This is a genomic window from Sneathiella limimaris (assembly GCF_012932565.1).
In the GTDB taxonomy this organism is placed as follows: Bacteria; Pseudomonadota; Alphaproteobacteria; order Sneathiellales; family Sneathiellaceae; genus Sneathiella; species Sneathiella limimaris.
Genome location: NZ_JABBYJ010000003.1, coordinates 194,355 through 218,802, shown reverse-complemented (window position 1 = coordinate 218,802; position 24,448 = coordinate 194,355). Strand labels below are relative to the sequence as shown.

The following is a 24,448-nucleotide window of genomic DNA, read 5'->3' as shown; positions in this document are numbered from 1 at the left end:
TGATCTCTTCCTGTCACAGTCACAATTGCACTCATGATGCTTTGCCAGACTTCTTGTTTGAGCGTTGCCCTACTTTTAGGATTTCATCTCTTGGCCCATCAGCGACAACCTTGCCATGTCCAAGAACGATAATTCGATCAACGACTGAGAAGAGGGAGGTTCTGTGTGTTACAAGAACCAGAGTTTTATTTTCCGCAAATTTCTTGAGCCTGGAGATGAACTGGCGTTCGGAGTTTAGGTCCATGGAACTCGTAGGTTCATCAAACATGAGAATTGGAGGATTGGGTAACAACGCACGGGCAATACCCATTGACTGTCTTTGGCCCCCAGACAAGGTTGCGCCTTTTTCCCCGACCTTCAGATCATAGCCGTGCGGGTGCCGAGAAATAAAATCATGCACTCCAGCCATTTTGGCGGCTTTCAAAATCATTTCATCGTCAGCCTGAGGATGACCCATGGTAATATTCTGGCGAACAGTTCCCTGGAATAGAGTTACATCCTGCATAACGCTTCCCACCGAACGTCGGATGTCAGACGGATCGATTTGCCGTATATCTGTCCCGTCGATTAGAACTGCCCCCTCGTCAGGTTCATAAAGGTTGATCAGCAGGCGGGAAATAGTTGTTTTTCCAGATCCAACGGGGCCAATGATCGCAACTTTTTCACCAGGTCGGATTTTGAAAGAGACGTTGGATAGTGCTGGAAGTTCTGTTCCAGGGTACTTGAAGGTCACGTCTTTAAATTCGATTTCACCATGGATGTTCGGGCGGCTGAGTTGTCGTTTTTCGGCCGCTCTTTCAACAGGTAAAGCCATGATTTGGTTGAGGCCTTTAAGGGCAACCATCGCTTGGTTCAGTCTGGTCAGCAATGCCGCAATTTGACCAAGTGGTGCCATTGTCCGACCTGTCAAAATCGTGGAGGCGATAAGGGCACCAATTGTAATCGTGCTATCTGGTTGTGACATCAGATAAACACCGTAAACGACCACGAATACGGTGACTAACTGCATAGCCGCAGCGGACAGATTAATACCAAGTGTCGCAAAAAAGCGGGAAACAACGCTGGTTTTAGCTGTCTGGCCAACGAACCGTTCCCACTCTTTTTGCATATGCCCTTCGACACCAAGACTTTTCACCGTGTCCAGGGCCGAAATGGTTTCAATGATGACACCGTGTTTTTGAGAACTTTCTTCTGTATTTTTGGCAACAGAACGACGCATTGGCCATTGCAGTAGCAAGCCGATTAGAATGACAACAGGAACGGCTATTGCCGGAACGATGGCTATTGGGCCCCCGATCAGGTAGATTATGAAAAGAAATACCCCAAGAAACGGTAGGTCGACCAAGGCGGTAACTGTTGCAGAGGTGAAGAAATCCCTCAGGGTTTCAAATTCTCGCAAGTGGTTTGCAAATGCACCAGCGGATTGCGGCCTCGCCTTGACCTGAATGTTGAGGACTTGTTCAAAGATACGACTGGATAAAAGCACATCTGCCCGCTTACCCGCATTGTCGACAAAATAAGCCCTTAGCGTTTTTAACAGTAGATCGAAGCAGATTACGGTGATTACACCGAATGCCAAGACAGAGAGTGTCTCAAGTGCTTTGTTAGGCACTACCCGATCGTAAACATTCATGATGAAAAGGGGACTTGCGATGGCAAAACTGTTGATCAAGAACGCTGCCAGGATGACTTGAGAGTAGGTTGGCCAAAACTGCCACATGGTTCCCCAGAACCAGGACCCTTTGCGCTGATAAAGCTTTTCATCCCTCTCAATGCGGAACTGGAAGTTTGGCCGGACAAAAATGGCATAACCGGCATACAAATTTTCCAAATCTTTCAAAGGGATTGACTGATGCCCTTCCCCTGTTTCCGGGAAAATTACTTCCGCTTCGGTATCTGTTTTTTTAAGAAGGACGCAAGCTTTGCGATCTTTAAGCAACAGGACGCTAGGCAAAACAACTGAGGGTATTTTTTCCAGTTTTCTGTTTGTAATCCGGGCGCTTATCCGAACGCGTTCCGCGGCTCGGACGAACAGATTTGGCGTTAGGCGGTTATCTTCAAGCGGCAGCCCGTAAACAAGTGCATCTTCTGTGCGAGGATCTTCAAAGAGTTTGGTGAGTGCAACAAGACATCCGAGCAAAGGATCGCTATCAGTTCGTTTGATATCAGATAAGCGGATATCCCAATCATCCTCGTCATTATCCGCGGAAGATGCTTGAGCCTTATCAGTATTCTCTTTGTCCAGAGAAGGCTTCGGACCTTCTGAGATTGATCGCAATCTTTCCGTTGTTGATAGATCGATAGCGCTCGGTTCGTCAGAAACCCCTCCCGCCATCGTGCGCTTATCTGTCATTCTATGTTCCATATCCCGACATAAGTTCAATTGAGGTCTCTAGAAGAATACTACCCAATTGAATATTCTGTCCGTTTATTAGATCCTGATTTCAAAAGGCCAATGTAGACCCAAGAGTTCAGGAATTCCCCCTCTACAATTCACGTCGCTTCCGTTTGAATGATATACACTCATGGTTGCATTCGACAGCTATATAGAAAGCGATTTTAGTGAAAAACATGTTAACAAAATGAATTCTGACAAAATATTAGATGTGAGCAAGCGGGAATTCCAAATTATGGTTAATATGTTTGAGGGCCTTCTCTGGGATCAATGTGACGCCTACGATCAAATTTACGACCCAAAGAACCTGACAAGCTAAGAAAATCAGATATTTATGATCACATTATATTTGGTTACTCGTCTACTACCGTAAATACTCAACCGATTTGGCCGAATCCAATAGATTTTAAAACAGGTGATGAGCTTTATTACTTGAATCTCAGCTAGTTGCTACGCTTTTTGGAATAATTGGTTTGATTAAATCGTTGCAAAAAAAACACAAAATCGCTTGTCACGAGATTTAATCTTAAGGGGGTAAGGTCACTGTTGCCTATATTTGATTACATACGATACTATCCCGACAATAAATATACCGTGCGCGAAGCTTTCTTTACGCTTTTTTAAAGGGAGTCAGGTGACATGCTTGTGTTTTTGATAAAAGACTTGTTTGTAGCAGGGTACAGTCTTGGAAAGTCCAATTTGATTGGGAGAGGGGCATGAATTCCATTTTGAGCTCTATGAGTGCTCGAAAAGTTTTAACAACAAGTGTGATGGCAGCCATTCTCGCCAGTACCAGTGTTGTTTCTCCAGTACTTGCTGCATCTTTGAAGGATGCAGTCCAAATTACAGTCAACAGTTACCCTGAAATAGGTGAAGCAGCAGCGAACCGCCGGGCAATTGATCAGGAACTGGAACAAGCTCACGGCCTTTATTATCCTTCCGTTGATTTGGCGTTAGGTGGGGGTAAAGAGTGGACAGATACGGTTACAATTGATGACCAGTGGCTGACCCGGACCGAAAGCAGCCTATCTGTTTCCCAAACTCTTTTCGATGGCGGCGCACGCTCTTCAGAAGTTGATCGTCAGTCGAGCCGAGTTGACGGTGCAGCTTATAGGGTTCGTGAGCGGGCTGAAGCAATTGGTTTGGATGCCGTTCAAGCATATCTCGATGTGTTAAGAAATCGGGAGATTGTCAGTCTCGCTCAAGAGAATCTGGAAATCCACAAACGGACTCTTGCTGAAATTACTGATCGGGTCGATGCGGGGCAAAGTGGCGTTGGTGATGTGCAACAAACTGATGCGCGTGTTGCCGCAGCTGAAGCCACCCTTGCAGAAACACTTCGTCAGCTGGATAATTCAGAAATCGCGTATCGTCGGTTGGTTGGTGAATCTCCAAACGATATGACGCAGCCTGAATTTAATGACGGCGTTCTTCCTGAAAACCTGGAAGATATCGTATCGATTGGCTTGGAGAGCAATCCAGACATTCGCTTTGCAAAAGCAGACGTGAAGACAGCTGATGCGGAAATTCGTGCTGCGGAAGCAAACTTCTACCCAACTGTTGCGCTTGAGCTTGATGCAAGCGCTGATCACGACATTGATGGCGTTAAGGGCCACAATGATGATTTTACCGCCATGCTGCGTCTTAGATATAACCTTTACAGAGGTGGCATTGATATCGGTCGCCAGCAGGAAGCTGTCGAAAGAAGTGCGGAAAGTAAACAGCGTCAGGCTCGTTTTGAACGGTTGGTTGAAGAAGAAATTCGTCAGAGTTGGAGTATTCTAGCCCGTTCTAAAGCGCGTGCAGCCGCTCTCGGTGATCAGGTTGTAGCAAATGGACAAGTCGCTTCAACATATCGTCAAGAGTTTCAGATTGGTCAGCGGGATCTTCTGGACATGCTGGATGCTGATAATGAGCTTTTTAACTCACGGACAGCTTTAGCTACTGTTGAATATGCAGTCTTGTTCTCTAAGTACCGTTTGCTTGCGACAATGGGACGCTTGAACAGCACACTTGGAGTAGTGTTGCCAGAGGAAGCTCTTCCAAGCAACGACTAATCGCTCAGTTCAATGAGTTAAAAAAACCCGCCATTCGGCGGGTTTTTTGTTTGGAACTATTAAGAAGGCTTATATCGCCACCAGCCGTTTTCATTCAGGGCGTAGATTGGCCGATAATGCCGAATTCTTTTGGCATCGATCACAAGCCCGATTTGGTTGTCCAAAACCATTTTCTTTTCTTCGAACTTGACAGTTAAGATGGCGTGAGCGATGCGCAAATTCATGTCCTGAAGAACTACAATCTTCATGTCATCTGCATCCCACCCCAGAGCCCGAAGCGTAAAGTATTTTACAATCGCATAATCTTCACAGTCACCAAACTTGGCGAAGAACTCTTTGGGGATTTCCCAATAGTCTTTGATTCCCCAGTTAATGGGGTCAAGAACATATCGGTATAGATTGAGATATGAATTTACTTTGGTAAGTTGATACTTTTTTGGCTCATCTTTCAGTTGGTCGATCAGCTCTTTCCATTTGTCATAAGCGCAGGCATTTAATTGCCCATTTCCACATGGGCCAGGTTCGTTTTTATAAGTATTGAGTACTTTGCGCCACTTAGGGAAGGGTTTTAGGTCTGTGTGTGTATAGGCTTTGAAGCCGAAAATATCTGGGCTTTCGGAAAAAGCGGCAGTCGGCGAGGAAATGAGGCACCCCAAAACAAGAGATGTTCTAAGTAATGTTTTCATAGCAGTTACAAGTTAGGGTCAAATGCTATTCTCATCAAAAGCCGAACTAAAACCAGGTATCTTTTAGCAATGGTCACTTAAAAAGGTAAATAACCATTAACTCTCTATTCAAAAAATTATGAAATTATTGTGAGTTAAAAGCTAACTCGTTACAATAAATAAATTTTTGACGACGGGCGTCAACGAGACAGGAAGCAGATATGTCGGATATCAAAGAAGAAATCAGCACGACAAAACGAACCCATAAAGTCATTGGTTTCGCGATTTTTCTGCTTTTGGTTGTCGTGATTGGAGGTATTTGGGGAACGATTACCTTTGTAAATCAGCAGAGGGAACGGGATCTTCAGAACTGGGAAATCCGTTTGGGAATAGTCGCCGATAGCCGGTTAGCGAGCGTTGAGGAATGGCTGGCAAAGCAAAAGGAGGCTATTATTTCGCTAGCCGAGAACGAGAGTTTGCAAGTTTACCTAACACAGCTGGTCATTGATACAGAGGACAACGGAACCCGAATTGAGGAAGTGCCCGAGGCTGGTTATCTTACGAACTTGCTAAATAACCATGCCGTCATTAGCGGTTTCTGGGAAGCCCCAGAACCTGAAATTAGGGCGAATGTTGCAAGGCCAGGCAGGGCGGGAATTGCCCTGATGGATGCGACAGGGAAGCTTCTTGTTTCCAGCGGAAATATGCCGCCTATGACACCAGAAATACGGGCCGCAATGGCACAGGCTGATAGTGGTGTTTCTGCTGTTATCGACTTATATGAAGGGCTCGATGGTGAGCCAATTATGGGCTTTGTTCATCCGGTTTACGCAATTCAGCAAGATGGTGACGCAGAAAATATCATTGGGTTCATTGTTGGTGTTCGAACTGTAGCAAAATCTTTGTTCCCGAGACTTTATCAACCGGGAGAAACTCATCAAACGAGTGAAACCTACTTGGTCCGCAAGAATGGAAATTTAACAGAGTATATTTCTCCTCTTGCTGATGGAACCGGTCCACTTAAACGTAGGTTGACGACCGATGAGAGCCGCGCGGCTTCCTTTGTCATTGAGAACCCCGGCGCGTTTGGACGAAAGCAAAATTATCTTGCTGATGAAGTTCTGGTGACCGGCCGAGCTGTAACAGGGGCGCCTTGGTTCTTAGTCAGAAGTATCACGACATTTGAGGCACTTTCAGAATCTCAGGACCGTCTGAATACGATGCTCGGCGTTTTTCTGTTGCTAATTCTTGGTGTGACTGGAACGGTTGTGGCGGTCTGGAGACATGGAACCTCAATAAGGGCGGCTGAGCTTGCGGAAAAATACAAGAAGACAGCCGATAGTCTTCAGGAACAGTCTAATTTTTTGAATGTGGTTACAGATAGCCAGCCCACAGGTATCGCTGTTTTTAGTGATAAAAACCGGTTTACTTTTGCAAATAAGGTTGCTGCAGACGCTGTTGAGATGCCTAAGGACGCTGTTGTCGGACGGCGAATAACGACTGTCTATCCTCCAGTTGTGGCGGAACAGATACAGAAGCTATTGCACCAGGCCGGAGAAAATAACCAGAATACCAGTGAACTCATAGAGGTCCCCCAAGGCGAGGAGGATCATATCTGGAAATCTGACATTATTCCGCTCGGAGCGAATAAGGATCAGGTTAATAGTTTTCTTGCTGTTTTTCAGGATATTACTGACGTTGTCACGGAAAGAGAGCAACGAGAAGCTGTTCTTCGGAACCTGGTAACGACATTAGTAGCCTTTTTGGACCGTCGAGATCCCTATTCGGCTAATCAGTCCTCACGCGTGGCAGAGGTTGGTGTTGCTATAGCCGAAGAACTGGGAAGCACGGAACGTGTCATTCGAACCGTGGATATCGCAGGAAATCTCATGAATCTGGGTAAAATTCTTGTGCCTACAGAAATTCTGACCAAGGCCGGAAATCTGACTACAGAAGAAATGGAAATTGTCCGCGATAGTCTTTTTGCGAGCGCCGATCTCTTGGAAGAGGTGAAATTTAACCTTCCTGTCGCAGAGACACTTCGTCAGTTGCAGGAGCATTGGGACGGTACAGGTAAACCGCGCGGCTTGAAAGAAACGGCAATTAATGAGGCTGCTCGAATTATTATGGTTGCAAACGCGTTTGTCGGAATGGTTAGCCCCCGTGCATATCGTGATGCATTTGATTTTAGCAAGGCGGTAGGAATTCTGATGGAAGATGCCGATAAGCGCTATGATCGGCGGCCCATTAGTGCATTAATCAATTATCTTGATAATCGTGGGGGGCGTGACCGCTGGGCACATTATTCCAACCCACCGGAAGCAAATTAATCCTGATTGAGTGCGATTTAAACTAGATGACAGGTCCTGCCTGAAGTGCTGCGGGGCCTGTGAGGATAAGCTTTACTAACTCACTCTGGCGGCTTGTGTCCGTTTTCCGGAATATTTGCCGAAGTTGAGATCGAACGGTGTGCATGCTGACACCCCATTCTTCAGCAAGATCATCAAGCTTATTTCCATTCGTGAGGCCAAGCGCAAGCCGACCTTCCGCGGGTGTCAGAGCATATAGCCTGCAGATGGTATCAATTGAGAGCTCTACCGCCTCACTAGGATCGGAGATAAAGAGAACAGCTCCTTTTCCGGCAACGCCTGTACCGATTGGGGCGACCATGACTGTGAGGGCGGTATCACTCTCTTCTCTTGAAACTGACATGGCAAATTCACCTTCAGCGTTTTCACCAACAGCCGACAAAGCATTACCAAGAAGTTCAGTGAGTTGTTTATTTTCTTTACTGTTGCTGGCGCGGCAGACGCGATTGTTATCCAGCAATAGACCATCCTGACGGTCAAGAAAGGCTTTCGCTTTACCGTTCATGAAAAGTACTCTGGAGGCCGCTGTTACTAGAATGACCCCAAGTGGTAATCTGTTCAATACTGCAGTCGCAGATTCAAGAAGGGGAGTGGTATCGGGGGTGCGCCCTTGACCTTTTTGCCGTTCAATTGCACTAACCAAATTTCGGGCAAGACCGTTTGCCGTTAGTTGATTACGGATCAAGTAATCTTGGGCACCGTTTCGGATTGCAAATTTACCAATGTTCTCTTCATCGTCTGTCAAAAGGACAACGGGGACTTCAGGAAAAACAGAGCGAAGCGCTTTCAACGTTTCGAAATCAGCGTCCCCTGTGCTGTCGGCGTCCAGGAGCAGGACATCAGCACCGGCAATACTGCGTTGGTTTAGAACTGCATCTGCCTCCGGGATATGCATCAACTCAAGTACTGGCTTTGTCACATTTGAAATTAGCCAGCTCAACTGCTGCGCATCACCTTCTTTTCTTCCAATGAAAAGAATTTTACAGGTCGGTGCATCGTTCATCTGGCGTTAAAGCTCCAAAATCCTCTATAACAGTTTTGCTCATTCTGATGGAGGGGTGATCGAAACGGCAAGTCGTCTCAGTAAGACGAGCCTGTCATTATTGTATCCTCCCATTAAGCGCTGTCTTTTCAGCTATATCCGAAGCTACTGGATGAATAGTAACAAAATCGTTTCTTTTTAACGCTGAGTCTTTAAAAAGTTATCGGTTGTGACCAATAGGCCATATAAACCGTGAGGTTGAAACAAGGTTGTGAAGCATCATCAGTATATTGCCTTTAATAAGCCCTATGGTGTGTTGAGTCAGTTCACCAGTGAAGGGGGACATCCGGGATTAAAAGGCTTTAATTTACCGCCCGAAGTCTATCCAGTTGGTCGCTTGGATAGGGATAGCGAGGGACTACTTCTGCTCAGTAATGATGGAAAGTTTATAAAGCGCTTGTTGGATCCAAAATTTAGGCATCCACGGACTTATTGGGTTCAGGTGGAAGGTGAGCCATCCGAGGGCACACTGCAGATTCTTCGGTCTGGTGTTGATATAAAAGGGTATCGAACGAAATCCTGCGATGCCAGTATACTGGACCCGCAACCTGAAGTTCCGGAGAGAGATCCTCCTGTTAGATTTAGAAAAACTGTGCCGACAACATGGATTGAATTGACCTTGAGGGAAGGAAAAAATCGGCAGGTCCGTCGGATGACAGCAGCCGTTGGGCATCCAACTCTAAGGTTGATCCGAAAAAAAATAGGATTATTGGAGTTGTCAAATCTTGCAGAAGGGGCTTATCTAGAGGTGCGAAAAGAGGATATCCTGCCAAGGTGATGGATGGAGTGGAGTTTGGCGGATACCCTCTTTTGCAATTGGGACCTTAATCCCAATATTCTGTTCGTCAGCTCAACTTAATGAGCAAACATGATTGGTGCTGTCATATGGTTAAGAATTTCTTGTGTCGCGCCACCCAGGATCATTTCCCGGATACGGCTGTGACCATAAGCTCCCATTACAAGCATATCGGCATTTAGATCAACAAGTGTGTCGAGCAAGGCGTTCCCAACACCAATGTCTTTCCAGTGCCCCACCTTCATTGTCGCATCAACACCATGGCGTTTTAGATGAGCAATGATAGAAGCGTTTTCATTTGTCTCATCCCTGTCCGGATTAACGCTTAGCAGGGTAACCTTTTCTGCTTTCTGTAAAAACGGAAGGGCATAATGCACAGCCTTTGCAGCTTCCCGCGTATTATTCCATCCGACTAACACGTGCTTGCCAAAGGTTGAAAAATTGCCAGCATAAGGCACGGTGAGAACAGGTTGCGGACAGGTGACCACAAGCTCATCAGCAAGATACTGGTACTGAGATGCCTTTTCATCATCTGAATCGACCTGACCGATCACAACAAGATCTACAGCCAGAGCATGCTTGTTGATAATATCGAGGGCATACCCCTCTTCGATAACAGTCTCAAGAGGCACGTCAACTTTCGCAGCTGCATCCTTGACCTTTGCAACAGCCTCTTCCGCTGCCTTTGTTTCGACCGCTCGGGTTTGCTCGATCAATTCAGGTGGGATATAGCCCATAAACGAGGTGGGAGGGGTTGCTGGAAGAACAGAATAGACTGCCTTGATTGAAGCCCCATTTTCAGTCGCGAGACCTAAGGCCACAGACACTGATTTTTCCAAAGCGTCCGTATTTGTCAAATGTAGTAGGATAGATTTGATTGTCATTGTTCCACTCCTCTTATTTTCCGATCCAATGTGACCACTGTAATAGGTCAATTCCCGTTTTGAATTGATCTCAAGCAATTGGGTTATTATTTTTTATGCAATTCACACGATAAAATGAAAATCGGATTGTTCAAGGCTGGATCTATCCAGAAGGGAAATATTATGGAAGCTCTTGAAGCGCTGCTTAGTCGGAAATCAACTCCACGTCTTTCTGAGCCTGGTCCTGATCAGCAGCAGCTTGAGATATTATTAAGGGCTGCGGTCCGTGCGCCAGATCATGCGGCCTTAAGACCGTGGCAATTTATTGTGTTTGAAGGTAAAGGGCTTGATGATTTAGGTCAGATTTTTTCTGATGCTCTGGCGAGAAAGGATCCGGAAACCTCGGAAGCTGCTCTTGAAAAAGCAAAAAGCCGACCTCATCGGGCTCCAATGATCATCGCAGTCGTGGCTAAAGTGAGCGAGCATCCGAAAGTTCCCGTGATAGAGCAGGTATTATCTGCAGGTTCTGCTGCACAAAATATTCTTTTGGCGGCTCACGCAATGGGTCTAGCGGGTATTTGGCGAACAGGAGATCCTTGTTTCGACCCGTATGTGCGGGAGAGGCTGGGTGCTTCCGGCGATGATCAAATAGTGGGGTTTTTGTATCTTGGAACAGCGTCTGCTGTGCCTCCTGTACCAGAGCTTGAAGTTTCTGACTTCCTCAAAGTCTGGGGAAAATAAGATAAATTCAGGCTAGCTTTGGGTAGCTATTGCTAAGTATGCGGGGCATTTGATATTGTCGTTCCCGAAAATAATGATTACATCCCAAGAAATAGAGACTGGAGTTTTTTGTGACTGACTTTAAAAAAATAGCCATGGGTTTGATGTTATCCCTTGGGCTTGCTATGGCTTCTTATGGAACAACGCCAGCTAGCGCCCAAGAACAAATCCCTGTCGCAAAAGCAGCAGTCGTTGATGTAAATAAAGTCCTCGTGTCTTCCAATGCCTGGAAAGAGGCAGAAGACAAAATGAAGCAGCAAATCCAGTCAGTTCGGGATCAAATTGAACAACGCAATAATTCTCTCAAAGAGAAAGCAGAGGAGTTAAAGCGTCAGCAGGCAATTTTGGCGCCTGAAGTGTTTCAGCAAAAAGCAGCCGCCCTTCAGCAGGAGCAGCGTCAGTTGCAACGTGAAATGCAGGTGACTAACGGTAAACTTAACGAGACCCTTCAGAACGTTCGGGGGCAGTTGAAATCTTTGATTGTGAAAATTGCGGTTGATGTCGCTTCAAAAAAAGGGATGAACATCGGCTTTGACAAAGCTAATGTGATCTTTTTCAAAGACAGCATTGATATCACAGACAGTGTGCTGACTGAGTTCAACGCGGCGAAAATTGAAATCTCGACCGAGCCTGTGAAACAAAACTAAATCATTGGCCGCTTATATCTGAGTGAGGAGTTTTTCTTTCAACTCCTCGTCACAAAAGGCACTTTGGATTGCATTTCTGGTGATTTGTTTGAGGTCTTCCTCTGTCCAATTAAAAGCTGCTGCGGTTCGATCATATTCACGCCCAACAGAGGTAGCAAAAAAAGGTGGATCGTCTGAACTGAGGGTGATCAGACATCCAGCTTCCTTCAATTGATTGACGGGATGTGATTGGTAATCAACATAAAGACCGGTTGATATATTGCTCCCAGGGCAAACCTCAAGCGGGATCTGGCGCTCTGCTAGCTCTTTAACCAAATCCGGGTCCTCGATTGAGCGAACACCGTGACCAATCCGCTTGACAGGCAAGTGATCCAAAGTTGCGCGGATGCTTTCCGGTCCCCCAAATTCTCCTGCATGATTGGTGGTGGCGATACCCGCCTGATCGATCAGATCAAAAGCGGGCTTAAAGTCTGCAGGGTGATACTTTGCTTCATCACCGCCCATTCCAAATCCAACGACGTATGGGTGCGGGTTCTGAAGCACTTGTTCAGCAACAGAGAGAGCTTTTTCAGGACCAAGATGACGAACACAAGTGACAATTATTCGGCACTCGATACCGAAATCACGTCTTGCTTCATCAATACCGGCAATAATTCCGTCTAGGTGATGCTGATAACTCATGCCAGCGGTTGCGGCATGATCTGGTGAAGAGAATGTCTCGACATATATTACGTCTTCAGTCGCACACCGCTTTAAATAATCATAAGTTACGAGGCGATAGTCCTCGGCTGACCGAATGGCCGCTGCCGCCTTATCGTAGCAGTTCAGAAAATCCCAAAAATCCTTCCATTTATACTCACCGTCTGACGCGAAGGTGGAGGGGTCTAGTTCCGCTCCGTTCCGATTGGCCAGTTCCCGGACCAATGCTGGAGTGGCAGATCCTTCAAGATGTAAATGAAGTTCAGCTTTTTTGACCATAGTGGTTATTCCAGAAAACTCGTGCCATGTTTAAGGGGTGATAAACCCAAATGCATGGCTATGGATTGCCCGATATCTGCAAAAGTATCTCTTTCGCCAAGGTTTCGAGCAGGCATTGATTTCGAGTAGGCTATGACAGGAACGACTTCACGAGTGTGATCTGAGCCCGGCCATGTTGGATCGCATCCATGATCAGCAGATAGGATTAAAAGGTCATCTGGCTGCATACGGTTTTCAATTTTAGGCAGGCGGGCATCAAATTCCTCAAGCGCTTGCGCATAACCGGCAACATTGCGTCGGTGGCCAAAGGACTGATCAAAGTCCACAAGATTTGTGAAAATCAAGGCTCCATCTTTCGCTCGGTCCATCGCCTCAAGCGTCGCATCAACAAGCGCCATGTTACCCGAGGCCTTTACAATCTCACCGGTTCCCCGATGGGCAAATATATCGCCAATTTTTCCAACAGATATGACTTCATGCCCAGTTTCTGTTAAGCGGTCCAGAAGGGTGGGCTCTGCAGGAGGAACAGCCAGATCTTTGCGGTTCGCGGTCCGTTCATAGTGCCCTGATGTACCTGTAAAGGGTCTGGCGATGACCCTGCCGATTTCAAGATCATCAACAAGTTTTCGGGCTTCGTTACAAAGATCATAAAGGCGCTGCAGGCCAAAACTTTCCTCGTGTGCTGCAATTTGAAGAACACTGTCAGCGGAAGTATAGAAAATCGGTTTGCCGGTTTTCACATGCTCATCACCTAGGCGCTCTATGATTTCAGTGCCAGAGGCGTGACAATTTCCAAGGATACCAGGCAGGTTGCATTTCTGTATTAAGGCATCGGTTAATTCTGTAGGGAAACAAGGAACGGTTTTGGGAAAATAGCCCCAATCAAACATCACCGGAAAACCAGCCATTTCCCAATGTCCGGATGGGGTGTCTTTTCCCTTACTTTTTTCTTGAGCATATCCATAAAGACCTTGGACATTATTTTCCAAAGCCTTTCCGTTCTTTTTCATCTGATGTGCAGCAAATAAACCAAGCCGCTCCAGATTTGGAAGATTTAGAGGGCCTTGACGTTCCTCATTGTCAGCTTTTCCATTGTCGGCGGCTTCAATGATATGGCCAAAAGTATCAGCACCCTCGTCACCAAAGGTCTTGGCATCCCTTGCTGCTCCTAGACCAAAGCTGTCCAAAACGATCAAAATCGCGCGACTCATAGATCCTCCAGCGTTAGTTTGCGTTTGACCACAGGACGCTTTGCAGGGGCTTCATCGGAGAGAGTTATGGCAGATAATATTCTTTTCTCCGCTCTGTCTGCAGCATCTTGGCTTCTTGCAATGATGGTTGCGACCGGTGCTCGCGGCCCTGTTTTGTCGCCAATGCCTTTGATATTGGTAAGTCCAACGCTGTAATCAATGGCGTCAGTGGCCTTGTGTCGGCCACCGCCAAGGTCCATTACAGCAACGCCCATGGCGCGTGTATCCATTGCGCTGATGAAGCCTCGTTTGGGGGCTATGACATCCTTTTTGATTGGGGCAAGAGGGAGATGTTTGTCCGGGTTAGTCATCAAATCTTTTGGGCCACCAAGAGCCGCGATCATTTGTGCAAATCTTTCTGCGGCACTGCCACTTTTCAATGCACCATGCACAGCAAGAGGAGCTGTAGTCTCATCGGCAATCCCTGTAATGATAAGCATTTCGGAGCACAGGGCTGTTACGACCTCCAGCAATCGTGGATCCTGATGATTACCCATCAGAAAATCAATTGTTTCACGCACCTCAATTGCGTTGCCTGCCGTCGTTCCCAGAACCTGGTTCATGTCTGTCAGTAGGGCCGTGGTTGGCATTCCTGCGCCATTTGCAACGGAGACAATACTCTTTGCCAGTTCTTCAGCGTCTTCATACTCTGTTTTGAATGCACCGGAGCCATATTTGACATCCATGACTAGGGCATCAAGGCCAGCCGCCAGTTTTTTGGACAGAATGGATGCAGTGATCAGCGCAATACTTTCGACAGTGGCAGTCACATCGCGCGTCGCATAAAAGCGACGATCTGCGGGCGCGAGATCTGATGTTTGACCAATGATCGCACAGCCAACAGTTTTCACAACTTTGGTAAGCAAGGTTTGATCTGGGGCTGTATTATATCCGGGCACACTGTCCAGTTTATCTAGTGTGCCCCCTGTATGACCAAGCCCTCGTCCTGAAATCATAGGAACAGCGCCGCCGCAAGCCGCTACGATAGGGGCGAGCATCAGGCTGACTTTGTCCCCCACGCCACCGGTGGAGTGCTTATCCACAACCGGGCGCCCGAGGTCAGCCTTTGTCCAGTCCATTACATCGCCAGACATAACCATGGCCTTCGTTAGCCAGATCCGTTCCTGCATGGGCATATCGCGGAAAAACACTGCCATTGCAAAAGCCGCAATTTGGCCCTCACTGATGCTGTTATCTGTAATCCCACGGACCATAAACTGAATTTCAGCTTCGGTTAAGGGCTGCCCATCCCGCTTTTTCCGGATGATTTCCTGAGGGAAAAAATCTTCAGACATGGAGCTTATTCTCCGTAAGGGATCCAGATATTTTTGATCTGCGTCGCATGATGCAGGAATTCGCGGCCTTCACCTTGCTCCCGATTAAACCAATCTCGGGCTTTGCCATTGCTGACCCAAGTCCGCTTCATGTTGCCAATGGAAGCTGCTTCAACCATCTGACAACCTTCTTTAGGGCCAAAATACCAAACGGCTTTGACATCATCATGATCTGCCAGTGTCTTGGCCAATTCATCCCGGTAGCCGGTGATAATATTAAAACTACCGCCAGGAACATCTGAGGTTTCCAGAACCTGGTATAAATCGGTTGCAATCAGTGGGTAGGCTTCAGAAGCAATGAGAACAATTCGGTTCCCCATTGCCAGAGCAGGCGCTGCCAGAGAGATCATGGACAGTAAAGGGTTTTCGTCAGGGCAGACAATGCCAATGGTTCCCAACGCCTCCTTCATGGCGAGGGTAACGCCTCGCATGGGCGGTGTGTGGATTTGTCCTTCAAATTTGTCGGCCCAGGCGCCATAGGTGAAGAGACGGCTAATGGCAGCATCGACCTCAGCTTCGGCTTGTTTTTTGGTAACACCCGTTAGGTTGACTAAACGCGATGAGAATTCTTCACGCCGAATATCGAGGTTCTCCGCCAGATAATAGAGAACTTGCGCCCGTCCATGGGCTGAGTTTGAAGTCCAACCCGTATTTTTTCGCGCAGCTTCTACAGCGTTGCGAACATCTTTTCGATTGCCATGGCCAACTTCAGCAATCTTCTCTCCTTTTGCGTTGGATACAGACAGACTGTAACCGCTGTCCGGACGAGCTTGCTTGCCACCGATATAGAGTTTTGGCGTTCGGTCTATTTGTATTGAGCCAGCTGAACTTTGGCTAGCTGATGCTTTGATTGCCTTCTGTTTGGGTAGGCCGGACAGGAATGCGGGTTTCAGAACCTCCAGCATGCCTTCACGGCCACCTTCACGACCGTAACCAGATTCCCTGTTACCACCAAAACCACAAGCAGCATCAAATTGATTGGTGCTGTTGATCCACACAACACCGCAATCCAGTTTTGGCGCTACATCCAATGCAAGATTGATACTTTCGCTCCAAATCGAAGCGGCCAGGCCATATCGTGTATTATTGGCAATCTTGATCGCCTCGTCAGGTGTTCTGAAGGTCATGGCGACAACAACAGGACCAAAGATTTCCTCCTGGGCAATTACACATGCCGGCTCCACGTCAGTGAAGAGGCTAGGGGGGTAGAAAGACCCTTCTTTTGGCGCTGCCCAACTGGGTTGCCAGAGGACGGCACCCTCTGATTGCCCTTGAGTAACCAGCTCTTCAATCCGGGCCAATTGGACTGGAGAGACAATTGCGCCCATATCAATGCATTTGTCCAGCGGATCGCCAAGTCGCAGTTTTTCCATTCGCGCTTTGAGTTTCTCTATAAAGCGATCATGAATGCCTTCTTGAACCAGAAGCCGAGAGCCTGCACAGCATACCTGCCCCTGATTGAACCAGATGGCATCAACCACACCTTCGACGGCACTATCCAGATCTGCATCTTCAAAGACAATAAAAGGAGACTTTCCGCCAAGCTCTAAGGTGAGGGATTTTTCACTCCCTGCTGTGGCTTCGCGAATTTTCCGGCCAACAGCGGTGGAGCCTGTAAATGCAATTTTATTTACATCTGGATGTTTGACGAATAGTTCCCCAGTTTGACCATCGCCGGTCACGATGTTGATTACTCCTGCAGGTAATCCAGCATCCTTGCAGATTTCGGCAAAGCAAAGAGCCGTGAGAGACGTATATTCGGCTGGTTTGAGGACGACTGTATTCCCGGCAGCAATAGCAGGTGCGATTTTCCACGCCAGCATCAAGAGAGGAAAGTTCCAAGGAATTATCTGCCCGATCACACCAAGCGGTTCCATGCCAGCAAATTCGGTTTCCTGAAGTTGCGCCCATCCTGCGTGATGGTAGAAATGTCTTGCGACAAGGGGAATGTCTATGTCACGGGTTTCCCTAACTGACTTTCCGTTATCCAATGTCTCAAGTACAGCAAGAAGGCGGGCATTTCGTTGAATGGCCCGTGCCAAACTATAAAGGTGGCGGGCTCGCTGATGACCTGAGAGCCCCGCCCAGTTTTTCTGGGCTTTACGCGCCGCCTTGACGGCTTTGTTCACATCCTCTTCACTCCCAGCCGCAATTTCGGCCAGTTTTTTGCCAGTAGCCGGATTAGCAGTTGTAAACCACTTGCCATTTGCAGGCTTTACCCATTTACCATCGACAAAGTGACTAAATCTGGCGTCTTTAGCTTTTAGCCAGTTCAGTGCTTCCTTATCGTTTTCGGGAGCAGGGCCATATTCCATAGTTTCAAAAATTCGATCAACGTTCATGTCCAAGTCCTCAACCCATTGGGTGACGGAAGTCTGCTGAATAGCGGCCCGTTACATAGTGTTCGAGTTGGCGTTCAATATCAGCGAGCAGGCTGGATGCCCCAATGCGGAAAAGGTCAGGCTGAAGCCAATCATTGCCCAACTCTTCTTTCATCAGGATTTGATAGTTCAGTACATCCTTGGCTGTGCTAATTCCGCCAGCAGGCTTGTATCCTATTTTGATCCCGGTCATTTCTTCATAAGCTCGGATTGCCCGTATCATAACAAGGCTGACGGGGAGTGTTGCGTTTACGCTTTCCTTGCCGGTGGAGGTTTTAATGAAATCGGCACCTGCCATCATGGCAATCATGCTGGCCTTGGCAACATTTCGGAGGGTAACTAGTTCGCCTGTTCCAAGGATTGCTTTTAGGTGGGCCTCTCCGCAGGCTTCCCGAAATATTTTGATTTCGTCATAAAGAGCCTGCCAATTACCGGTGAGGACATGGCCACGGGTAATGACAATGTCTATTTCTTTAGCACCAGCGGCAACAGACGCTTCTATTTCCTGAACCCGAAGATCAAAGGGGCTAAGTCCTGCAGGAAATCCGGTCGAGACAGCAGCGACAGGAATATTTGTCCCTTGTAAGGCTTCAACAGCAGTTTCCACCATCGTGTGGTAAACACATACAGCACCTGTTGTCAGGTGTTTATCCTGCATTCCAAGGGCATCGATCAGGTCGGGCCGCACAGGCTGGCGCGCCTTCGCACATAAGCGGCGGACACGACCAAGTGTATCATCACCACTCAATGTCGTCAGATCAATGCAGGAAATGGCTTTAAGAAGCCAAGCCGCCTGATATTCTTTTTTAACTGTTCGCCGTCCAGGTAGTGTATTCGCCCGGCGTTCGACAGCACTTAAATTCACATGGATGTCTTCAATCGCATCTAGTGAAAATGGCAATCCTGGGTTACGGTCGTGTGAGTGTTCGCTTGGATTTAATTTACTAATTGTTGCCATTGGAATCCTCTTTCAGATGTGCCTTCAAGAGTTCACGTTTCAGGGTTTCCAGAAAAATCGTTACGAGCTTTTCCAAATCGGATGCCGCCAGTTTTGCACATTCCAGGGTTTGTTCATGACTGAGAGTAGTTTTGCTCATTCCTGCAACAAGGTTTGTAATGTTGGAAATACCGGCAACCCGCATCCCACAATGTCGCGCGACAAGAACTTCTGGCGTTGTGGACATTCCAACCGCGTCCGCACCAAGTGTCTTGAAAGCTCTGATTTCAGCAGGAGTTTCAAAATTAGGGCCTGGATAGTGAAGGTAAACGCCTTCTGTGAGTTTGATATCCAGTTCTTTTGCGACCGCTTTGAGATGTTCACGCAACGTTGGATCATAAGCATCTTCCATCGAAAAGAAGCGGGGTCCGAACCGGTCGTCATTCTCACCAATCAAGGGATTGCGGGATGTAAAATTTATGTGGTCTGAAATTAGCATCAGGCTGCCCGGACCAACTTCCTCATGGAAACTGCCAGCAGCATTTGTGACGAGCAGAAATTCGACCCCAATCAGTTTCATTACGCGAATGGGGACCGCCAAATCCTGAGGATCTACGCCTTCGTAAAGGTGGATGCGGCCTTGCATACAGATAATAGGCATCCCGCCGAGGCGACCAAGGATCAATCGTCCTTGATGACCTTCAACTGAGGACTGTGGAAATTCTGGAATTTCCGAGAACTCAACCGATGCCACTTCATCGATTTGATCTGCAAGACCACCTAGCCCTGAACCCAGAATAATCCCAACTTTGGGGGAGAAACCGGGAGCTTTAGTCTTTAAAAATTCTGCGCCAATATGGGGATCTAGCGGCATTATTTTTCCTTGATATAGGGTTGTCCGATTGCTTTAGGTGGATGGGCCTTGCCTACGAAACCTGCGAGCAGCAATACGGTAAGGATATAGGGCAGGGCCTGAATAAATTGTACCGGAATAACGCCGATTACTGGTATTTCAACTCCTTGCAATCGTGCTTGTAATGCATCCGTAAAGGCAAAAAGCAGGCAGGCGAGCAAGGTCGGAACGGGTTTCCATTTTCCGAAAATCAGCGCAGCAAGGGCCAGATACCCCTTACCGGCCGTCATGTCGCGAATAAAACCGGCGCCATGTGCTGTTGATAAGTATGACCCAGCGATGCCGCATAGGAAACCAGTTACGGCCAAGGCTTTGTATCGCATCAACTCGACTGAAATACCTGCAGTATCAACCGCAGAGGGGTTTTCTCCCACAGCACGAACACGTAATCCAAAGCGCGTCCGATAGAGAACATAAGCAACAATAGGAACCGAAATTGCAGCCATATAAACAATGATATTATGCCCAGAAATTAGCTCCGAATAAATATGCCCAATAATCGGCACATCAGCTAGTGCGTCCGCAAAGGGAAGGGTGATTGAGGTGAAACGCTCATCACCGTTCAATGCGGGTGTTCGACCGCCGAGTTTAAACCAGGCAAAGCCAAGCGTAGGGGTTAGGCCAGCAACAACAATGTTGATTGCCATACCGGATACCACCTGATTTCCGTTATGTGTCACGCAGGCATAAGCATGCAGTGAAGACAGGGTCAGTGAAGCTAAGATACCAGCCCCAAGTCCTAGCCAAGCAGAGCCTGTTGTTGTGGCCACAGCAGCTGCAGCAAAAGCTGCACCTAACATTTTTCCTTCAAGGCCGATATCAACAATGCCTGAACGTTCGGAAAACATGCCAGCCATAGCAGCAAGAACCAGCGGTGTTGCAACTCGCAACGTTGCGTCAAATAAAAGGATCAGGACTTCAAACATTTCCATGAGTTAAGCCTCCACCCTGTTAGTTGCGGACTTTCGCTTGAAGAAGCCTTCAATTCTTGGCCGGAACATATTTTCAAGGGCGCCAGAGAAGAGAATAATCAGGCCTTGGATTACAATCACCATTTCCTTGTTGATGTTGCTCATTTCAAATGAAAGTTCTGTTCCGCCTTGATAAATTGCACCAAACAGCAGTGCGGCCATGAATATGCCAACAGGATGGTTCCGCCCCATCAGTGCAACAGCGATACCGACAAAACCATATCCGCCTGTAAAATCCATCAAGACCTTGTGATGCACGCCCAATAGTTCATTTACGGCGACAAAGCCAGCAAGGCCTCCTGAGATAACCATGGCCAGGATGATATTCTTGGAGGGAGAGATACCCGCATAATTGGCCGCATGTTCATTTTGACCGACAACCCTGATTTCATATCCCCAGCGGGTTTTCCATACGAAATAATAAAAAGCGACGCTAAGGAGCAGGGCGAGAATAAAGCTGAAATTTAAGGGACTATCCGCCATTCCAGTAAATTCAGGTGCTTGAACCAGCCAAGCATGCTCTGCAAACTCCCGGGTCTCAGGAGAGCCGCCAGCTTTCGGATTGATGAGCACTTCAACCAATAAGTAATTCATCACTGAAAAAGCGATGAAATTGAACATGATCGTGGTGATCACAATATGGCTACCGCGCTTGGCCTGCAAATAGGCAGGCACATAAGCCCAGCCTGCGCCAAATATTGCTGCCCCTAAAATGGCGAGGGGGATAACAGCCCAAAAAGGCAGAAAATCAAGGTACAACGCAGCTAACCCGAGGCCAAGGCCGCCAATGAAAGCTTGCCCTTCAGCGCCGATATTAAACAGGCCGCAATGAAATGCGATCGCCACTGCAAGCCCGGTAAAAATGAAATTGGTTGTGTAATATAGGGTATATCCAACAGCCTCTGGATAACCAAAAGCTCCATAAATCAAGACTTCTAAAGCCATGATCGGATCATCGCCAACAATCAGGATAACGATGCCTGAGATAACAAAGGCAGCAACCAAATTGACAAGAGGGATGAGGCCAAGATTGACCCACCCTGGAACTTTGGCTGGTGCTCCAAAACCCGCTTTTGACCCTGCCATTAGACGTTTGCCTCACTTACACTGGGGCTTGTATCATTGTCTTCGGCAATGCCAGCCATCATCAATCCTAGTTTTTGCTCAGTTGCGTCCTTGGCATCAAGTTCACCAACGATTGCTCCGTCAAACATCACGGCAATCCTATCGGAGAGCGACATCACCTCATCAATTTCAACAGACACGACGAGGATCGCTTTTCCCTGATCTCGCATGTGGATTAGTTGTTTATGAATGAACTCAATTGCTCCGATGTCGACGCCGCGGGTCGGTTGCCCAACCAATAAAACGTCAGGATCCTGCTCCATTTCACGAGCAAGAACCAGCTTTTGTTGGTTGCCACCTGAAAACCCGGATGCTTTAAGGGTTGGGTCCGGTGGGCGAACGTCGAATTTTTCAATATATTCTTCGCAAGTTGATACCATTTGTGCAGTATCAAGCGTTGTTCCTTTGTTAAACATCGGCAGATCATGATAGCCGAGGGCAGTGTTTTCATTCGCGCTGAATGATAAAACTAATCCCGCCTTGTGGCGGTCCTCAGGGACATGGCCTAAGCCAATTTTTCGAAGGTCACGGGCATTGAATTTCGCGTTGCCAACAAGTTCGTCCCCTTTGAAGATCACGCTGCCTGAAGTGGGTGATTTAATTCCGCCCAAAACTTCCAGGAGTTCAGATTGACCGTTCCCCGAAACACCTGCAATGCCGAGGATCTCCCCCGCTTTGAGGGATAAATTGATATTTTTTAGGCGCGCCACCCCGTCCTCATCGGCATAGTTCAGGTTTGAAACCTTCATGAGTTCCATGCCCGGTTTTGCTTCTTCTTTTTCGACACGAAGGAGAACAGTCCGGCCAACCATCAATTCAGCAAGCTTTTCTCTATCGGTGTCTTTGGTTGCCACGTGAGCCACCATCTCACCCCGTCTCATGACCGAAACATTGTCAGTAATTGCCATGATTTCGCGAAGTTTATGAGTGATCAGGATAACAGTTTTGCCCTGATCGCGAAGGGTGTTCAAAATTCGAAAGAGGTGATCTGCTTCCTGTGGTGTCAATACCCCGGTAGGCTCATCCAAAATCAGGATCTCAGCACCTCGGTACAAGGCTTTCAGGATTTCGACACGTTGACGGAGGCCAACCGGCAGGTCACCGACCAGGGCATCTACGTCAACTTCCAATGTATATTCTTTTTCAAGGCGTTCGAGTTCAGCTCTGGCCTTCTGCATGCCATCTGCCAGACGGTTGCCGCCTTCCACACCCAGGATAATATTCTCCAGAACGGTAAATGTATCGACCAGCATGAAATGCTGATGAACCATTCCGATTCCAGCTTGGATGGAGGCTTGGGGATTGTCTATTTCGCATTGCTCGCCATTCACATAAATTTCGCCTTCATCGGCTTCGTAGAAGCCATAGACGATGCTCATAAGCGTAGACTTGCCAGCGCCATTTTCGCCGATAATTCCATGAATGGTTCCACGGTCCACGGATAAGGAAATGTCCTTATTCGCATGGACCGTGCCGAACCATTTATTCACACGGCGCAATTCAAGCGCCGGGTTCGTTTTTGTCATTTTATAGTCTGGTTTTCTGTTACTGAGCCATGTAATCGGTGACTTTGATCTTGCCGGAAATAATGTCGGCTTTGGCAGCCTCTAATTTGGCAATCATGTCAGCTGTCAGAAGATCTTTGTTAAACTCGTCGACAGAGTAACCAACGCCGCCTTCTGCAAGACCCAGAATTTTGATGCCAGGCTTCCATGTACCGTTCTTGGCTGACATGAAAGCGTCTTGTACAGCAACGTCAACGCGCTTCAGCATTGAAGTCAGCATAGTGCCTGGCTGCAGGTAGTTTTGGTTGCTGTCAACGCCAATCGCCAGTTTGCCACTATCTTTAGCCGCCTGATAAACACCGATGCCTGTTCCACCAGCTGCTGCGTAAACCACATCAGCTCCACGGTCAAACTGGCTTTTTGCCAGCTCACCGCCTTTTGTTGGATCATTCCAAGCGGCAGGTGTTGTACCTGTCATGTTTTCAAACACTTCTGCATCAGAATTGGCATACATCACGCCTTCTTTGTAACCGAGTGCGAATTTCCGAATAAGAGGAATATCCATGCCGCCTACAAACCCGACTTTTCCTGTTTTACTGGCCATCGCTGCGGCCATGCCAACCAAGAAAGAGCCTTCATGTTCTTTAAAGATAACTGATTGCACATTTGGTAAATCGACAACCATGTCGATGATAGTGAATTTTGTGTCTGGGTTAGCTTTTGCGGCTTTTTCAACTGCAGAAGCCTGGGCGAAACCCATCGCGACTACAATGTCGGCACCTTTGCGAGCCATGCGTTTAGTTGCCTGCTCACGTTGGGAAACCTGGGTAACCTCAAACTCCATATACTCAATGCCGGTTTCTTTTTTGAAGGCTTCTGCCCCATTGTAACCAGCTTCGTTAAATGACTTGTCGAATTTACCACCCATGTCAAAGACGATAGCTGGCTTAAAGTCATCTGCTTGTGCGACGCCGGTCACTGCAAATACAGCTGCTGCAATTGCTGTGAGTTTGAGCTTTTTGAACATTCTAGACCTCTCCCTGTCCAAATATGATTGGTTCCTCTATGGTTGGCTCCTGCGGAAGAGCCAAACTTAAAATTTGACTAATTGGTCAGACTTTGTCGAGTCTTCATTTTGAGTATAAAAGGCAAAATCGCTTTGATATAGTTTTTTCACCTTAAGGTAGCGGTGTTTCTGCATTTTCTTTGCGAAGTAGCCCCTGCCTCTAAAATAGTAGGATACAAGAAGCGTAATGTCAGATTCTGAAACAGTCGTTATTGATTTAAAGGACCTTGTGCAGCAACATTTGGATGGTCGCAAGGGATTCGCCAACACTAAGAAACTCAGAAAAATGGGTTTGGAAAAGTATTGTGAATGGAAAGAAGGGGAACTTGCGAAACAGATCGCAGGTAGATCGGCTAAGCTTTAAGAGGCGATTT

The 24,448-nt window shown here is 47.4% G+C and carries 20 protein-coding genes; 6 read left to right on the top strand and 14 right to left on the bottom strand.

Going from position 1 to position 24,448, the window contains the following annotated elements:
• Positions 1 to 31: 31 nt before the first annotated feature.
• Positions 32 to 2,353, bottom strand: a complete 2,322-nt coding sequence (locus HH301_RS16740) for a type I secretion system permease/ATPase (RefSeq protein WP_206378396.1) — start codon at positions 2,351 to 2,353, stop codon at positions 32 to 34.
• 758 nt (positions 2,354 to 3,111) lie between these two features.
• On the opposite strand from HH301_RS16740, the gene HH301_RS16735 reads away from it, so the two are divergent.
• The gene (locus tag HH301_RS16735; RefSeq protein WP_169570191.1) at positions 3,112 to 4,452 is read left to right on the top strand and encodes a TolC family outer membrane protein; all 1,341 of its coding nucleotides are present in this window, start codon (positions 3,112 to 3,114) and stop codon (positions 4,450 to 4,452) included.
• 59 nt (positions 4,453 to 4,511) lie between these two features.
• Here the strand turns inward: HH301_RS16735 and HH301_RS16730 are convergent, their stop codons facing one another.
• On the bottom strand, positions 4,512 to 5,138 hold the full coding sequence (locus tag HH301_RS16730) for a transglutaminase-like cysteine peptidase (RefSeq protein WP_169570190.1): 627 nt from the start codon (positions 5,136 to 5,138) through the stop codon (positions 4,512 to 4,514).
• Positions 5,139 to 5,338: 200 nt separating this feature from the next.
• On the opposite strand from HH301_RS16730, the gene HH301_RS16725 reads away from it, so the two are divergent.
• Positions 5,339 to 7,447 carry an HD domain-containing phosphohydrolase gene (locus tag HH301_RS16725; RefSeq protein WP_169570189.1) on the top strand — a complete coding sequence of 703 codons (2,109 nt, stop codon included), beginning with the start codon at positions 5,339 to 5,341 and terminating at the stop codon, positions 7,445 to 7,447.
• Between the two features lie 22 nt (positions 7,448 to 7,469).
• On the opposite strand, the gene HH301_RS16720 is transcribed toward HH301_RS16725, so the two are convergent.
• The gene (locus HH301_RS16720) at positions 7,470 to 8,489 is read right to left on the bottom strand and encodes a DNA-binding response regulator (protein WP_169570188.1); all 1,020 of its coding nucleotides are present in this window, start codon (positions 8,487 to 8,489) and stop codon (positions 7,470 to 7,472) included.
• A gap of 250 nt (positions 8,490 to 8,739) precedes the next feature.
• Between HH301_RS16720 and HH301_RS16715 the strand changes: the two genes are divergently transcribed.
• On the top strand, positions 8,740 to 9,306 hold the full coding sequence (locus HH301_RS16715; RefSeq protein ID WP_169570187.1) for a pseudouridine synthase: 567 nt from the start codon (positions 8,740 to 8,742) through the stop codon (positions 9,304 to 9,306).
• A 77-nt stretch (positions 9,307 to 9,383) separates the two neighbouring features.
• On the opposite strand, the gene HH301_RS16710 is transcribed toward HH301_RS16715, so the two are convergent.
• Positions 9,384 to 10,208 (bottom strand): universal stress protein, encoded by an 825-nt coding sequence (locus tag HH301_RS16710; protein ID WP_169570186.1) that lies wholly within the window; start codon positions 10,206 to 10,208, stop codon positions 9,384 to 9,386.
• 162 nt (positions 10,209 to 10,370) lie between these two features.
• On the opposite strand from HH301_RS16710, the gene HH301_RS16705 reads away from it, so the two are divergent.
• Together HH301_RS16705 and HH301_RS16700 are read left to right on the top strand one after the other, a co-directional pair.
• On the top strand, positions 10,371 to 10,928 hold the full coding sequence (locus tag HH301_RS16705) for an NAD(P)H nitroreductase (protein WP_169570185.1): 558 nt from the start codon (positions 10,371 to 10,373) through the stop codon (positions 10,926 to 10,928).
• A gap of 110 nt (positions 10,929 to 11,038) precedes the next feature.
• Positions 11,039 to 11,614 carry an OmpH family outer membrane protein gene (locus HH301_RS16700; protein WP_169570184.1) on the top strand — a complete coding sequence of 192 codons (576 nt, stop codon included), beginning with the start codon at positions 11,039 to 11,041 and terminating at the stop codon, positions 11,612 to 11,614.
• Between the two features lie 12 nt (positions 11,615 to 11,626).
• Here the strand turns inward: HH301_RS16700 and HH301_RS16695 are convergent, their stop codons facing one another.
• The 10 genes from HH301_RS16695 to HH301_RS16650 are packed head-to-tail and all read right to left on the bottom strand — an operon-like array spanning position 11,627 to position 24,035.
• Positions 11,627 to 12,592, bottom strand: coding sequence for an adenosine deaminase (locus tag HH301_RS16695; RefSeq protein ID WP_169570183.1), 966 nt, complete (start codon positions 12,590 to 12,592; stop codon positions 11,627 to 11,629).
• Positions 12,593 to 12,597: 5 nt separating this feature from the next.
• Positions 12,598 to 13,803, bottom strand: coding sequence for a phosphopentomutase (locus HH301_RS16690; RefSeq protein WP_169570182.1), 1,206 nt, complete (start codon positions 13,801 to 13,803; stop codon positions 12,598 to 12,600).
• The gene (gene deoA / locus HH301_RS16685; protein WP_169570181.1) at positions 13,800 to 15,137 is read right to left on the bottom strand and encodes a thymidine phosphorylase; all 1,338 of its coding nucleotides are present in this window, start codon (positions 15,135 to 15,137) and stop codon (positions 13,800 to 13,802) included. The genes HH301_RS16690 and deoA overlap by 4 nt, the downstream gene beginning before the upstream one ends.
• Before the next feature lie 5 nt (positions 15,138 to 15,142).
• On the bottom strand, positions 15,143 to 17,518 hold the full coding sequence (locus HH301_RS16680) for an aldehyde dehydrogenase family protein (RefSeq protein WP_169570180.1): 2,376 nt from the start codon (positions 17,516 to 17,518) through the stop codon (positions 15,143 to 15,145).
• Positions 17,519 to 17,528: 10 nt separating this feature from the next.
• Positions 17,529 to 18,515 (bottom strand): deoxyribose-phosphate aldolase, encoded by a 987-nt coding sequence (gene deoC / locus HH301_RS16675; protein WP_169570179.1) that lies wholly within the window; start codon positions 18,513 to 18,515, stop codon positions 17,529 to 17,531.
• On the bottom strand, positions 18,502 to 19,368 hold the full coding sequence (locus HH301_RS16670) for a purine-nucleoside phosphorylase (protein WP_169570178.1): 867 nt from the start codon (positions 19,366 to 19,368) through the stop codon (positions 18,502 to 18,504). Before HH301_RS16670 ends, deoC begins: the two co-directional genes overlap by 14 nt.
• Positions 19,368 to 20,333, bottom strand: a complete 966-nt coding sequence (locus HH301_RS16665; RefSeq protein WP_169570339.1) for an ABC transporter permease — start codon at positions 20,331 to 20,333, stop codon at positions 19,368 to 19,370. The genes HH301_RS16670 and HH301_RS16665 overlap by 1 nt, the downstream gene beginning before the upstream one ends.
• Before the next feature lie 9 nt (positions 20,334 to 20,342).
• A complete protein-coding gene (locus tag HH301_RS16660) occupies positions 20,343 to 21,464 on the bottom strand; it encodes an ABC transporter permease (RefSeq protein WP_169570177.1) in 1,122 nt (373 codons plus the stop codon).
• Entirely contained in the window at positions 21,464 to 23,029 is a 1,566-nt protein-coding gene (locus HH301_RS16655; RefSeq protein ID WP_169570176.1) for an ABC transporter ATP-binding protein, read from the bottom strand. The genes HH301_RS16660 and HH301_RS16655 overlap by 1 nt, the downstream gene beginning before the upstream one ends.
• Before the next feature lie 19 nt (positions 23,030 to 23,048).
• Positions 23,049 to 24,035 (bottom strand): BMP family lipoprotein, encoded by a 987-nt coding sequence (locus HH301_RS16650; protein WP_169570175.1) that lies wholly within the window; start codon positions 24,033 to 24,035, stop codon positions 23,049 to 23,051.
• A gap of 226 nt (positions 24,036 to 24,261) precedes the next feature.
• On the opposite strand from HH301_RS16650, the gene HH301_RS16645 reads away from it, so the two are divergent.
• Entirely contained in the window at positions 24,262 to 24,438 is a 177-nt protein-coding gene (locus HH301_RS16645; protein WP_169570174.1) for a hypothetical protein, read from the top strand.
• Positions 24,439 to 24,448: the final 10 nt, after the last annotated feature.

Excerpts from the sequence above, each read along its gene's own strand:
- HH301_RS16740 (WP_206378396.1), bottom strand. The coding sequence starts at position 2,353 with ATGACAGATAAGCGCACGATGGCGGGAGGGGTTTCTGACGAACCGAGC.
- HH301_RS16735 (WP_169570191.1), top strand. The coding sequence starts at position 3,112 with ATGAATTCCATTTTGAGCTCTATGAGTGCTCGAAAAGTTTTAACAACA.
- HH301_RS16730 (WP_169570190.1), bottom strand. The coding sequence starts at position 5,138 with ATGAAAACATTACTTAGAACATCTCTTGTTTTGGGGTGCCTCATTTCC.
- HH301_RS16725 (WP_169570189.1), top strand. The coding sequence starts at position 5,339 with ATGTCGGATATCAAAGAAGAAATCAGCACGACAAAACGAACCCATAAA.
- HH301_RS16720 (WP_169570188.1), bottom strand. The coding sequence starts at position 8,489 with ATGAACGATGCACCGACCTGTAAAATTCTTTTCATTGGAAGAAAAGAA.
- HH301_RS16710 (WP_169570186.1), bottom strand. The coding sequence starts at position 10,208 with ATGACAATCAAATCTATCCTACTACATTTGACAAATACGGACGCTTTG.
- HH301_RS16705 (WP_169570185.1), top strand. The coding sequence starts at position 10,371 with ATGGAAGCTCTTGAAGCGCTGCTTAGTCGGAAATCAACTCCACGTCTT.
- HH301_RS16695 (WP_169570183.1), bottom strand. The coding sequence starts at position 12,592 with ATGGTCAAAAAAGCTGAACTTCATTTACATCTTGAAGGATCTGCCACT.
- HH301_RS16690 (WP_169570182.1), bottom strand. The coding sequence starts at position 13,803 with ATGAGTCGCGCGATTTTGATCGTTTTGGACAGCTTTGGTCTAGGAGCA.
- deoA (WP_169570181.1), bottom strand. The coding sequence starts at position 15,137 with ATGTCTGAAGATTTTTTCCCTCAGGAAATCATCCGGAAAAAGCGGGAT.
- HH301_RS16680 (WP_169570180.1), bottom strand. The coding sequence starts at position 17,518 with ATGAACGTTGATCGAATTTTTGAAACTATGGAATATGGCCCTGCTCCC.
- deoC (WP_169570179.1), bottom strand. The coding sequence starts at position 18,515 with ATGGCAACAATTAGTAAATTAAATCCAAGCGAACACTCACACGACCGT.
- HH301_RS16670 (WP_169570178.1), bottom strand. The coding sequence starts at position 19,368 with ATGCCGCTAGATCCCCATATTGGCGCAGAATTTTTAAAGACTAAAGCT.
- HH301_RS16665 (WP_169570339.1), bottom strand. The coding sequence starts at position 20,333 with ATGTTTGAAGTCCTGATCCTTTTATTTGACGCAACGTTGCGAGTTGCA.
- HH301_RS16660 (WP_169570177.1), bottom strand. The coding sequence starts at position 21,464 with ATGGCAGGGTCAAAAGCGGGTTTTGGAGCACCAGCCAAAGTTCCAGGG.
- HH301_RS16655 (WP_169570176.1), bottom strand. The coding sequence starts at position 23,029 with ATGACAAAAACGAACCCGGCGCTTGAATTGCGCCGTGTGAATAAATGG.
- HH301_RS16650 (WP_169570175.1), bottom strand. The coding sequence starts at position 24,035 with ATGTTCAAAAAGCTCAAACTCACAGCAATTGCAGCAGCTGTATTTGCA.
- HH301_RS16645 (WP_169570174.1), top strand. The coding sequence starts at position 24,262 with ATGTCAGATTCTGAAACAGTCGTTATTGATTTAAAGGACCTTGTGCAG.